Source organism: Roseomonas sp. 18066 (genome assembly GCF_902706185.1).
Taxonomy (GTDB): domain Bacteria; phylum Pseudomonadota; class Alphaproteobacteria; order Acetobacterales; family Acetobacteraceae; genus Pseudoroseomonas.
This window is the reverse complement of record NZ_CACSJM010000162.1, coordinates 1-12,209: the sequence shown is the minus strand read 5'-3', so window position 1 is coordinate 12,209 and position 12,209 is coordinate 1. Positions and strand designations below refer to the sequence as shown.

Sequence of the window (12,209 nt, the reverse complement as noted above, 5' to 3'; positions counted from 1 at the left end):
GGGTGGTGCCGGGGCGGCCGGCGATGAACAGCTGGGGCAGGCCGGCCTTGTCGCCGCCATCGAGGGCGGTGCTGGCCAGCAGGGCGGCGCGCGGGTCGGCCAGGGGCTCGTCCATACCGGGCTGCAGCGGCAGGCGGGGGGCGCCGGCCTGCATCTCGCCGGCGGCGACGCTGGCATCGGCGGCGAAGGCGGCGGGCGGGGCTGGCGGGGTGGTGCCGTATTGCGCGGCGCGGGCGGCGGCCTTGCGGGCGGCCATGCCGGATTTGTCCAGCGGCTCGGCCAGCAGGGCATTGGCCTGGGCGGCGCTGGCGGGCGCCTGCGGCAGCCGGGCCAAGGCGCGCTTCGAATCGGCGAGCTTGGAATCCTCGCCCTTGCCGTCCATCGCCTGGTCGAGCAGCGACTTGAAGGCCCCGCCGGCTGGTGACAGCCGGCCGCCGGTGATTCGGGCACCTGCTCCCTGGTTGGCGGGATCCGGGCTGCCCGCTGCGGGCGCCTGATCCGGCTTGGGAGAGGAGGTCCTGGCGATCGATGGAATATCCATAGCGCGCGGCAGACTGCTCTGCCCTCCCTAAGGAAGGATTTCCAACCCCGGCTTTAGCCCAGATTGGTGGCGGCGCAACAAAGCCTTTTCAGCATGGCTTTTCTGGGGCGTTCAGGACGGCGTGACGGCCGGCTTGGGCTCGGGCAGGCGCATCCAGCCCGGCACCTGGGGCCGCAGCACCGCCGCGCCGCAGGACAGCACCGCATCCGCGGCCAGCGGCAGGCGCAGCAGGGCGAGGCCCAGCCCGTCGGCATGGCCGGAGCGCATCTCCCCCACCTCGGCGCCGTCGCGCAGCACCGGGGTGCCGGGGGCGGGCAGCGGGCCGTCGACGGCGACCGGGATCAGCCGCTTCTTCAGCAGCCCGCGATACTTGGTCCGCGCCGTCAGCTCCTGCCCCATGTAGCAGCCCTTGCTCCAGGAAATGCCGGCGAGCTCGTCGAAGCCGGCCTCCAGCAGCACGGATTTTTCCAGTTCCATGTCCGGGGCGCCGTCGGGCAGGCCGAGCGACAGGCGGTGGCGGGCATAGTCGCCGCTGGCCCCGGGCATCGAGTCGCGCGGCAGGATGGCGCGCCAGCCGGCCTCAGGCAGGCGCGGGTCGGGGGCGGCGATGGCGGCTTCGGGCGGGGTGGCCTCGCCCCAGCCGGCCAGCACGCCCAGCTCCGGCCGCGGCGTCAGCGTGACTCGGGAGCGCAGGCGGAAGCGCGACAGGCGGGGCACCAGGGTCGGCGCCTGGTCGGCGACGCAATCCATCAGCAGCGCGTCGGTGCCGGCCAGGAAAAAAAAGTCGGCCAGCCATTTGCCCTGGGGCGTCAGCAGCGCGGCCCAGACGGCGCGGCCCGGGGCGACGGCGGCCACGTCGTTGGAGACCAGCCCCTGCAGGAAGGCGATGCGGTCCTCGCCGGCGATCTCGATCACGGCGCGGTCGGGGAGGGGGGCGATCGGCATGGGCCAAGAATTGGCGTGGCCGTGCCGGAAGGGCAAGGGCGGCCATAGACCAGAGCGCGGCTGCGCTTCGTGGTTAATCCGTGCTAAGCGCCCGGCCAGCATGCGCATCCTTTTCGTGACCGCCACCCGCATCGGGGATGCGGTGCTCTCCACCGGCCTGATCGACCACCTGCTGCAGGCCTATCCGCAGGCGCGGTTCACCATCGCCTGCGGCCCGGTGGCGGAGGGCATCTTCGCGCGCATGCCGCGGCGCGACGCCACCATCGTGCTCAGCAAGCGCCGCTTCGCCGGGCATTGGCTGTCGCTCTGGGGCCAGGTGGTGCGGCGGCGCTGGGACCTGGTGGTCGACCTGCGCGGCTCGGCGCTGTCCTGGCTGGTGCTGACCAGGCGCCGCGCGGTGATGCATGGCGGCCGCCGCAGCGGGCACAAGCTGCAGCAGCTGGCGGCCGTGCTGGGCCTGGACCCGGCGCCGCGCCCGGTCGCCTGGTGGGGCGAGGCCGATGCGGCCCGCGCCGCTGGCCTGCTGCCGGGCGAGGGGCCGTTCATCGCGCTCGGCCCCAGCGCCAACTGGGCCGGCAAGGTCTGGCCCCCCGAATCCTTTTGTCAGCTGTTCGAGCAGCTTGCCGCCCCCGGCGGGCGGCTGGCCGGCGCGCGCCCCGTGGTGCTGGCCGGCCCCGGCGCCACCGAGGCCGCCATGGCCGCCCCGGTGCTGGCCGGCCTGCCCGGCGCCATCGACCTGGTGGGCAAGCTGGAATTGCCGGAGGCCGCCGCCGTCATGGCGCGCTGCGCCCTGTTCGTCGGCAATGATTCCGGGCTGATGCACCTGGCCGCCGCGGCGGGCACGCCGACGCTCGGCCTGTTCGGCCCGACGCCTGCCACCGAATACGCGCCGATGGGCCCGCGGGCGCGGGCGGTGCTGGCGCGCGGCACCCCCGGCCAGGCCGCCATGGCGGCGCTGCCGGTCGAGGATGCGCTGGCCGCCGCCATCGCCCTGCTGGACCAGCGGGCATGAGGCGGGGCGCAACCGGGCCGGAAAGCTGGCATTCTCCGGGGATGCGCGGGGAAGGGCAGGGCTGATGCGGCTGGCGCAGGTGATGGCGGGCGCCAGGATGGGCGGCGCCGAGGGCTTCTACGAGCGGCTGACCTGCGCGCTGCATGGCTCGGGCGAGGCCGTGCTGCCGGTGATCCGCCACGACCCGGCCCGCGCGGCGCGGCTGGCGGTGCGCGGGGTGACGCCGCTGCAGCTGTCCTTCGGCAGCTGGTGGCTGGACTGGACCACCCGGCCCCGGCTGAACGCGGCGCTGAAGCGCTTCCAGCCGCAGGTGGTGGTCTCCTGGATGAATCGCGGCACCCGCTTCACCCCGCGCGGGCCCTGGACCCTGGTTGGGCGGCTGGGCGGCTATTACGACCTCAAATACTACCGCCATTGCGACCATCTGGTCGGCAATACCCGTGACCTGGCGCGCTGGATCGCCGGACAGGGCTTTCCGGCCGACCGCGTCCACTACCTGCCGAATTTCGTCGAGGAGATGGGCGGCGTGCTGCCGGCCGAGCTCGACATCTACCAGGGCGGCGGCACGCGGCTGCTGGCCCTCGGCCGGCTCCACCGCAACAAGGGCTTCGATACCCTGCTGCGGGCCATGCCGGGGCTGCCGGGTGCCGTGCTGGCCATCGCCGGCGAGGGGCCGGAGCGCGCCGCGCTGGAGAAGCTGGCCGCCGAGCTCGGCGTCGCGGAGCGCGTCCGCTTCCTCGGCTGGCGCCAGGATGCCGGGGCGCTGCTCGCCGCCTGCGATATTTTTGTCTGCTCGTCGCGGCATGAGCCGCTGGGCAACATGGTTCTGGAAGCGTGGAGCGCGGGCAAGCCCGTGGTGGCGGTGGCCTCTCAGGGCCCGACCGAGCTGATCCGCGATGGCGAGAACGGGCTGCTGGTGCCGCTGGAAGCCCCCGAGGCGCTGTCGGCCGCCATCGCCGGGCTGATCGACGCCCCGGAGCGCGCCGCCAGCCTGGCCGCCGCCGGTCGCGCTGGCTATCTGGCCGATTTCGCCGAGGCCCCCGTCCTGGCCCGCTGGCAGGCCTTTCTGCAGGCCGTCGCGCCGCAGCCGGCGGTGGCGGCGCAGCCCGCGGCATCCCTTCCCCTCAACGCGCCCCTCCCGGGCGGTCAGGTCTGAACCCCGCATGTGCGGCATCGCCGGACTGATCCTGAAGCAGGGGGCCTCCCCCGACGCCACGCCGGACCCGCTGACCCTGCAGCGGCTGACCGCGGCGCTGGCCCATCGCGGGCCGGACGGCGCCGGGCACCACGTGGCGGGGTCGGTGGCGCTGGCGCATACGCGGCTGGCGATCATCGACCTGGCCACCGGCGACCAGCCGCTCTTCGCCGGCCCCGCCGCGCTGGTCGGCAATGGCGAGGTCTACAACTACCGCGAGCTGCGCCAGGACAACCAGCTGGCCTGCGCCACCGGCAGCGATTGCGAGCCGCCGCTGCACCTGTTCCGCCGCGACGGCCTGGCCTTCGCCGAGCAGCTGCGCGGCATGTATGCCCTGGCCGTGCATGACCGCGCGGCGCGGCAGCTGGTGCTGGCGCGCGACCCCTTCGGCATCAAGCCGCTCTATATCGCCGAGCTGCGCGAGGGCATCGCCTTCGCCTCCGAGCCGCAGGCGCTGATCGCCGCCGGGCTGGTGCGGCCGAAGGTGCGCGCCGAAGCGCGCCACGAGCTGCTGCAGATGCAGTTCACCACCGGCGCCGAGACCATCTTCGAGGGCATCAGCCGCGTGCTGCCGGGCGAGACCATCGCCATCGCCGATGGCCGCGTGCTGGAGCGCCGCCGGCGCTCGGCCCTGCCCGAGGGCGGCCCGCGCCCGACCACCGAGGCCGAGGCGCTGGCGGCCTTCGACGCGGCGCTGCAGGACAGCGTCGACCTGCACCAGCGCAGCGACGTCCCCTACGGCATGTTTCTGTCGGGCGGCACCGACAGCGCGGCCGTGCTGGCGATGATGCGGCGGCTCAATGACGCCCCGGTCCGCGCCTATACCGCTGGCTTCGACGTCCCCGGCGCCGCCGACGAGCGCGAGCGCGCTGCCGCCCTGGCGAAGGCCGCCGGCGCCCGGCACGAGACCATCACCGTGACCGAGGCGGAAGTCTGGAAGCATCTGCCGGAGATCGTCGCCGGCCTGGACGACCCGGCGGCCGACTATGCCATCATTCCCACCTGGTTCCTGGCCCGCCGCGCCCGGCAGGAGGTCAAGGTGGTGCTGTCCGGCGAGGGCGGCGACGAGATCCTGGGCGGCTATGGCCGCTACCGCGCCGCCATGCGGCCCTGGTGGCTGGGCGGCAAGGCGCCGCGCACCCGCGGCGCCTTCGACCGGCTGGAGCAGGTGCTGCGCCAGCCGCCGACCGGCTGGCGCGACGGCATCGCCGCCGCCGAGGCCGCCGTCGCCCTGCCGGGCCGCACCCGGCTGATGGCGGCGCAGGCGCTGGATGTGGCCGACTGGCTGCCCAACGACCTACTGCTGAAGCTGGACCGCTGCCTGATGGCGCATGGCGTCGAGGGCCGCACCCCCTTCCTGGACAGCGCCATCGCCGAGGTCGCCTTCCGCCTGCCGGACGGGCTGAAGGTGCGCAACCGCGCCGGCAAGTGGCTGCTGCGCGAATGGCTGTCCCGCCATTTCCCCGCCGCCGAGCCGCACCGCCCGAAGCAGGGCTTCACGGTTCCCGTCGGCGCCTGGATCGGGGCGCAGGGGGAGCGCCTGGGCGCGCTGGTGGCGGCGCAGCCCGGGGTGATGGAGGTGGCGCGGCCGGAGAAGGTGGTGGCGCTGTTCAAGGCCGCCGCCGGCAAGCGCGAAGGCTTCGCCGCCTGGCACCTGCTGTTCTACGCGCTGTGGCACCGCCGGCATATCGAGGGCGTCATGCCCGACGGCGCCGATACCTTTTCGTACCTCGCGGCACGCTGAAGCGGCCTCAGGCGGCGACGTAGATCCAGGCGGGGAGGGTGCCGCCCGCGGTCTCCACCGGCACCTCGACCCGGCGATAGCCCTCGCCCTCGAAATCATCGAGCCGCGGCCAATGCGCCGGCAGGTCGGACGATTTGGACAGTTGCACGGCGACGGCGCCGCCCGCCGGGTCGGGCACCAGCGCCGGATAGCCCAGCGCGGCGCCCCAGCCCTCGGCCACCCGCCAGCCGCGCACCACCCCTTCCTGCCACCGGCCCGACAGCCCGGCCAGCTCGTGGTGGTTCACCCGGCCGGGGGCCAGGGTGCCATAGGTCGCCAGGCGATGGTCGAGGGTCACGGCGCGGCTGGGGCCGGGGATGGCCGGCCGCGCAGCAGCAGCCGCAGCCCGCGCAGCGCCGCCCAGCCGTTGAAGCCGAAGAAGCCCAGGCCGAAGCCGCTGACGCCGAGATACAGCACCAGGCTGACCAGGTCGCCCAGCAGCCCGCCCACCGAGGCGGCCAGGAAGGCGCTGACCGGCGCGGTGACCGGGTCTTCCTGCAGTGTCGCCCAGCCGTCGCGCGCCTCGTCGAAGGCCAGCAGCGCGCCGATGGTGGTGATGAACAGCATCATCGGCCCGCAGGCCAGCACCGCCAGCAGCACCGCGGCCAGCAGCGCCGCCCCGTGCCGCCGCGGCGACCGGCCGGGGCCGATGCCGACCAGCGCCAGCACGGCGACCGCGGCCGGCAGCCCGGCCAGCATGGCGGTGCCGATGTCATGCCCGCTGCCCGCCAGCAGGAAGCGCAACAGCTTGCCCGAAGCCAGCGCCAGCAAGGCCATGGCCAGCGCCGCCAGCAGCGGCGCCAGCCAGCGGCCCCGGCGCCCCAGGCGGCGGCGCCGGCAGGCAGCCGGCGAGGGACCTGCCTGGGGCGCGGTCAGGAAGATCAATCCTCGACGAAGGGGTTCTTGCCGCCGCGCGCATGCAGGCGGACCGGCACGCCCGGCATGTCGAAGGTCTCGCGGAAGCTGTTCACCAGGTAGCGCCGGTAATCCTCCGGCAGGTCCTCGGCGCGCGGGCCGAAGATGGCGATGGTCGGCGGCCGCGCCTTCGGCATGGTGGCGTAGCGCAGCTTGATGCGGCGGCCATCGGCCAGCGGCGGGGTGTGCTTGGCCACCGCCGCCTCGAACCAGCGGTTCAGCTCGCCGGTCGGGATGCGGCGGTTCCAGCGCTCCATGGTCTGGCGCACCAGCGGCATCAGCTTGTCGACGCCCTTGCCGGTGATCGCCGACAGGGTGACGACGCCGACGCCCTTCAGCTGCGCCAGCGAGGCGGTCAGCACGTCGTTCAGCGCGCGGCGGGCGGCCGGGCGGTCCTCGATGGCGTCCCACTTGTTCATGGCGATGACCACGGCGCGGCCCTCGCGCTCGGCCAGGCGCGCGATGCGCAGGTCCTGCTCGTCCATGCCGAGCAGCCCGTCCAGCACCAGCACGGCGATCTCCGCCTCCTTCAGGGCGGCGATGGTCGAGCCCACCGACATCTGCTCGAGATTCTCGATGATGCGGGCCTTCTTGCGCATGCCGGCGGTGTCGACCAGCCGCACCTTGCCCTCGTCGTCGGACCATTCGACGGCCACCGCGTCGCGGGTCAGGCCGGGCTCGGGGCCGGTGATCATCCGGTCCTCGCCCAGCAGCGTGTTCAGCAAGGTCGACTTGCCGGCATTCGGGCGGCCGACGATGGCCATGCGCAGCGGACGGTTGCGGTCGCGCGCATCCTCGTCCTCCTCCTCCGGCAGCAGCTCGGCGGCCATGGTGTGGAGGTCGGCGATGCCCTCGCCATGCTCGGCGGAAACCGCGACGGGGTCGCCCAGGCCCAGCTCATAGGCCTCGTAGGCCGCCATGCCGCCGCCGCGGCCCTCGGTCTTGTTGGCGACCAGCAGCACCGGCGCGGGCTGGCGGCGCAGCCAGGCGGCGAAGGCGCGGTCGGAGGGGGTGATGCCGGCACGGGCGTCGATGACGAACAGCACCAGATCCGCCTGGCGGATGGCGATTTCCGAGCTGGCGCGCATGCGGCCGGCGACGGTCTCGGGCGGGGCTTCCTCGAGCCCGGCCGTGTCCAGCAGCATGACGTTGCGCCCGCCGAGCCGGGCTTCCGTCTCCTTGCGGTCGCGGGTGACGCCCGGCGTGTTGTCCACGATGGCGAGCTTGCGCCCAACCAGGCGGTTGAAGAGCGTGGACTTGCCCACATTGGGGCGGCCGATGATGGCGATACGGGGCAGCATGATGGGCGCGCTTTAAAGCAGATCGCGCCGGGGCGAAACAGAATGCTTCGCATGGAAGCCCAGCTTGCGCCGCCCCGGCCACCGGCCGGGGCGGAGCAGGCGGGAATCAGGCGCCGCGGAAGGCCACCAGGTCGCCGCCATCGGTCAGCAGCACCAGCGTGCCCTCGGCCACCGCCGCCGGCAGGGTGGTGCTGCCCGGCAGCCGCAGCCGGCCGGCGGGCTTGCCGGTCTGCAGGTCGATCAGCAGCGCCTCGCTTTTGCTCGACGGCAGGATCAGCTGGCCACCGGCCAGCACCGGGGTGCCGAAGGTCGCCGGCTCCTCGTTCTTCTCCTTGCCTTCCGGCGGGGCGTTGAGCTCGGAGATCCAGCGGATCCGGCCGGTCTCGCGCGCCAGCGCGATCAGGTCGCCGCTGCTGCCGATCAGGAACAGCCAGTCCCCGGCGGCCACCGGCGACTCGGTGCCGCCGATCTCGCGTTCCCACAGCCGGCGGCCGGAGCGCAGGTCGACCGCCATCGAGGTGCCGCCCATGCCCATGGCATAGACCCGCCCGTCATGGATCACCGGCAGGCCGCGGATGCCGGCGATGTCGCCGAGCCCGCCGCGGCCCTGGCCGGCCAGGCTCTCGCTCCACAGCACGCGGCCATCCTCGGGGCGCATCGCCAGCAGCTCGCCCGAGGGGAAGCCGGCGACCAGGAAGTCGTCCGAGACCGCCGGGCCCGGCAGGCCGAGCGGCACGGCCGAGGCCGGCTGCGCCCGGTGGTTCCACAGCCGCTTGCCGTCCACGGCCGAGACCGCGAACAACTGGTTCTCGATGCCGGAGACGAAGACGCGGCCATTGGCCACCGTCGGCGCGCCGCGGGTCGGGCCCGGCAGCTTGACGCGCCAGCGCGGCGTGCCGTTGCCAGGGTCGAGCGCCAGCAGCTCGGCCATGCCGGTCGCGACATACAGCGTGTTGTCGGCGAAGGCGCAGCCGGCGCCGACGGCGCCGGTGCTGTCATCCTCGGGCCGGGTGTCGAAGCGCCAGCGACGGCCGCCCGCGGCCAGGTCGTAGGCCGAGACCACGCCATAGGCATCGGCCGCGTAGACCGTGCCCTGGGCGATGACGGGACCCGCGGTGATGCGGCGGCGATAGGCGCTGCCGGTGCCGACGGAAGACCGCCAGGCCTCGCGCAGGCCGGTGCCCAGCGCGTTGTGCCCGGCGTCATGCGTGGCGCCACCGCCCGGCTGCGGCCATTCCGACCGTGCGGCAGGCGCCGGCAGGGTCAGCGGCTGGCTGGCCAGCGCGTCGTCCGGCACCAGCGCGCGCTGCGTCGCCAGGATCGAGCGGCGGACGCCCGGCAGGCGGTCCTTGCTCTCGCCGAAGATGTCGAGCAGGCCGCAGCCGCTCAGCAGACCCGCCCCGCCCAGCAACGTGGCGCGGCGTGTCCAGACTTTACTGCCCTGCATCAGACCCCCAATCCTGCGGCGAGACGGCCGGCGCGGTCGCGCAGGCCACGCGGCGCGGTGACATCGGCAGCGAGCGCCTCGAGGTCGCGCTTCGCCTCCGTCTTGTTGCCCTGGCGCAGCGCCAGCAGCGCCTGCAGCTCCCGCGCCGAGGCGCGCCAGGCATTGCCCGGCTGCGCCAGCGGGCCGAGCCGCGCCGCCAGCACCGCCGGATCCTGCGTGTCGATGCCGTGCAGCGCCCACATCAGGCTGGCCAGGTCGCGATAGATCTGCGGCACCGCGCCATCGGCGGACACCCGGTTCCACAAGGCCAGCGCGCCATCCCGGTCGCCGGTCTCGGCGCGGAGTGCTGCAGCCCGCATGTCGGCCAGCAGCCGGTAGCCGGCCGGGCTCTGCTCGCCGAGCGTGGCGAAGCCGGCCCCGGCCGCCTTCAGGTCGGCGCCCTGCGCCTCGGTGGTGCGGTTGAGCTCGAGATAGGTGGCCGCCGCCGCCAGGGCCTGACGGTCCTGGTGCCAGCGCCAGCCCTGCCAGCCGCCAATGCCGATCACCGCCGCCAGGGCGATGCCCGCGAGCAGGCCGCCATACCGCATGCCCAGCCGCCGGGCCCGCTCGGCCCGCAGCTCCTCCTGCACTTCGTCAAAGATATCCGGCAAGGTCCGGTTCCAGCTCCAAAGCGGCGTGAAAAGCGGCGCGGACCATAGCCGGAGGGAAGCGCCGCGTTAAGGGCCAGGAATTTCTGTCTGATTGCCATGTCCACGTGACGACAGTACGTGAAACGGCCCAGCGATAGAACGACCTGCGAGGGACCACTAATGATGCGCCCCGCCGTGCTGCCCGGATGTCGCACGTATTGATGCGAAGGTCCCCAAACGGCTGGGGATCAGAAAAAAGAAGGGGTCCAGGGGAATTCATTCCCCTGGCCTGCCCGTTCCTGATCTTACCGGAACTTCACCGTCTGCCCGATCGGCTCGCCCTGGACTTCGTCGTCGCGCATGGCGACCTGGCCGCGGATGATGGTCATCATCGGCCAGCCGGTGACGCGCTGTCCGGCGAAGGGGGTCCAGCCGCAGGGCGAGGCGATCCAGCTTTCCTCGATCACCCGGCTTTTCTTCAGGTCGACGATGGTGAAGTCGGCGTCGTAGCCGGCGGCCAGGCGGCCCTTGGCGACGGCGCCGTAGACGCGGGCGGGGCCGGCGGCCATCAGGTCGACCATGCGGGCCAGCGACAGGCGGCCGGCATTGACGTGGTCCAGCATCAGCGGGACCAGGGTCTGCACGCCGGTCAGGCCGGCGGCGGTGGCCGGCCAGGGGCGCTCCTTGGCCTCGCGGCTGTGCGGGGCGTGGTCGGAGCCGATGCAATCGACCGTGCCGTCGGCGACGGCCGCCCAGGCGGCGTCCTTGTGGCGCTGGTCGCGGATCGGCGGGTTCATCACCGCGTAGCCGCCGAGGCGGTCATAGGCCTCGTCGGTCTGGCTGAGGTGGTTGACCAGCACCTCGACGGTGGCGACGTCGCGGAAATCCTTGAGGTAGCCCAGCTCCTCGGCCGTCGAGACGTGCAGGATATGGGCCGGGCGGCCGGTCTCGCGGGCGAGCGCCATCAGGCGGCGGGTGCCGAGGAAGGCGCATTCGACGTCGCGCCACTCGGCATGCAGCTTGTGCGGGCCGCCGGCGGCGTAGAGCGGCTTGCGCGCCTGCAGGCGGGGCTCGTCCTCGGAGTGGTAGGCGATGGTGCGGCGGCCGGAGCGCATCACCCGCTCCAGGCTGGCATCGTCGCCGATCAGCAGGTCGCCGGTGGACGACCCGGCGAAGACCTTGATGGCGCAGACATCGGGCTCGGATTCGAGGGCGCCGAGCTCGGCGATGTTGGTCTGGCCGGCGCCGATATAGAAGCCGATGTCGCACCAGGAGCGGCCCTGGATATAGGCGCGCTTCTTCTCCAGCGCCGGCTGGCTGGTGATGGAGGGGCTGGTGTTCGGCATGTCGAACACCGACGTGATGCCGCCCAGGATGGCGGCCTTGGTGCCGGTCGGGATGGTCTCGACGGCCGGGTCGCCGGGGTCGCGCAGATGGACATGCGGGTCGATCAGGCCGGGCAGGACATGCAGCCCGGCGCAGTCGATGACCTCCGGCGCGGTCGCCGTGCCGAGATTGCCGATGGCCGCGATGCGGCCGGCCCTGACGCCGACATCGGCCGCCACCTCGCCCCAGGGAAGCACGCAGGTTCCCCCGCGCAGGATGAGATCGAAGCTGGTCATGGCGGCATCCTCTCGACGAACAGGGCCCCTTCCTTAGGCAGATTCGTGGCGCTCGGCGACCCCCTGACTGTGCGCCTGCCGCCTGGACGCTGCTCCGCCGCGCGCTTAAGCCGGGGCGGTAGCGGGGAGAGAAAGATGGCCGAGCAGGGCTTTTCCGAGCGGCTGCGCGCCGCGCATGACGCCGACTGGCAGGCGGCGATCCGCCACCGCTTCGTGGCCGAGCTGGCGGCGGGCAGCGTCGATCCGGCGGTGATGCGGCGCTACCTGGTGCAGGACTACCAGTTCATCGACCGCTTCGTGGCGCTGCTGGGGGCGGCGATCGCCAGCGCCGATTCCTTTGCCAGCCGGCTGCGGCTGGCGCGGTTCCTGGCGATGATCACGTCCGACGAGAACACGTACTTCGTGCGGTCGTTCGACTGTTTGGGGGTGCCCGAGGCCGAGCGGGTGGCGCCGGTGCTGACGGAGACGACGCAGGCCTTCCAGGAGGTCATGCGGGAGGCGGCCGAGAGCCGGTCCTATGCCCAGGCGCTGTCGGTGCTGGTCGTCGCCGAGTGGCTCTATCTGAGCTGGGCGGAGCTTGTCGAAGGCCCGCTGCCTGGGGATTTCGTGCATGCGGAGTGGATCACGCTGCATGCCAATCCGTATTTTGCCGAGTTCGTGGGCTGGCTGCGGGGCGAGCTCGACCGGGTCGGTGTTGACGAGGCGTCTGCCTGCGCGGCGTTGTTCGGCCGGGCCGTCGCGCTCGAGCGCCGGTTTTTCGACGATTTATATTGATGTCGGGGTCCGGGGGGACACTGTCCCCCCGGCGGGGGTCCAGGG

General features: G+C 73.1%; 12 protein-coding genes. 4 read left to right on the top strand and 8 right to left on the bottom strand.

Going from position 1 to position 12,209, the window contains the following annotated elements:
• On the bottom strand, window positions 1–541 hold a 541-nt coding region (locus GVN67_RS24405; RefSeq protein ID WP_200845382.1), incomplete at its 3' end, for a hypothetical protein.
• A gap of 111 nt (window positions 542–652) precedes the next feature.
• Window positions 653–1,486 (bottom strand): folate-binding protein YgfZ, encoded by an 834-nt coding sequence (locus GVN67_RS24400; RefSeq protein WP_159999922.1) that lies wholly within the window; start codon window positions 1,484–1,486, stop codon window positions 653–655.
• A gap of 100 nt (window positions 1,487–1,586) precedes the next feature.
• Between GVN67_RS24400 and GVN67_RS24395 the strand changes: the two genes are divergently transcribed.
• The 3 genes from GVN67_RS24395 (at window position 1,587) to asnB (ending at window position 5,437) form a co-directional block, all read left to right on the top strand.
• A complete protein-coding gene (locus GVN67_RS24395; RefSeq protein ID WP_159999921.1) occupies window positions 1,587–2,498 on the top strand; it encodes a glycosyltransferase family 9 protein in 912 nt (303 codons plus the stop codon).
• A gap of 64 nt (window positions 2,499–2,562) precedes the next feature.
• Entirely contained in the window at window positions 2,563–3,654 is a 1,092-nt protein-coding gene (locus tag GVN67_RS24390) for a glycosyltransferase (protein WP_159999920.1), read from the top strand.
• A 7-nt stretch (window positions 3,655–3,661) separates the two neighbouring features.
• Window positions 3,662–5,437: an asparagine synthase (glutamine-hydrolyzing) gene (gene asnB / locus GVN67_RS24385; RefSeq protein ID WP_159999919.1), complete on the top strand. Its 1,776-nt coding sequence runs from the start codon at window positions 3,662–3,664 to the stop codon at window positions 5,435–5,437.
• A 7-nt stretch (window positions 5,438–5,444) separates the two neighbouring features.
• Here the strand turns inward: asnB and GVN67_RS24380 are convergent, their stop codons facing one another.
• From GVN67_RS24380 to GVN67_RS24355, 6 genes are all read right to left on the bottom strand, one after another.
• Window positions 5,445–5,774, bottom strand: coding sequence for a gamma-glutamylcyclotransferase (locus GVN67_RS24380; RefSeq protein WP_159999918.1), 330 nt, complete (start codon window positions 5,772–5,774; stop codon window positions 5,445–5,447).
• Window positions 5,771–6,361, bottom strand: coding sequence for a hypothetical protein (locus GVN67_RS24375; protein ID WP_159999917.1), 591 nt, complete (start codon window positions 6,359–6,361; stop codon window positions 5,771–5,773). The genes GVN67_RS24380 and GVN67_RS24375 overlap by 4 nt, the downstream gene beginning before the upstream one ends.
• A complete protein-coding gene (gene der / locus GVN67_RS24370) occupies window positions 6,358–7,692 on the bottom strand; it encodes a ribosome biogenesis GTPase Der (RefSeq protein ID WP_159999916.1) in 1,335 nt (444 codons plus the stop codon). Before der ends, GVN67_RS24375 begins: the two co-directional genes overlap by 4 nt.
• Before the next feature lie 106 nt (window positions 7,693–7,798).
• Window positions 7,799–9,139, bottom strand: coding sequence for a PQQ-binding-like beta-propeller repeat protein (locus GVN67_RS24365; RefSeq protein WP_159999915.1), 1,341 nt, complete (start codon window positions 9,137–9,139; stop codon window positions 7,799–7,801).
• A complete protein-coding gene (locus tag GVN67_RS24360) occupies window positions 9,139–9,789 on the bottom strand; it encodes a tetratricopeptide repeat protein (protein WP_159999914.1) in 651 nt (216 codons plus the stop codon). Before GVN67_RS24360 ends, GVN67_RS24365 begins: the two co-directional genes overlap by 1 nt.
• 284 nt (window positions 9,790–10,073) lie before the next feature.
• A complete protein-coding gene (locus tag GVN67_RS24355) occupies window positions 10,074–11,390 on the bottom strand; it encodes a dihydroorotase (protein WP_159999913.1) in 1,317 nt (438 codons plus the stop codon).
• A gap of 135 nt (window positions 11,391–11,525) precedes the next feature.
• Here GVN67_RS24355 and GVN67_RS24350 point away from each other — a divergent pair, with 135 nt between their 5' ends.
• Window positions 11,526–12,164 carry a TenA family protein gene (locus GVN67_RS24350; protein WP_159999912.1) on the top strand — a complete coding sequence of 213 codons (639 nt, stop codon included), beginning with the start codon at window positions 11,526–11,528 and terminating at the stop codon, window positions 12,162–12,164.
• Window positions 12,165–12,209 lie beyond the last annotated feature (45 nt).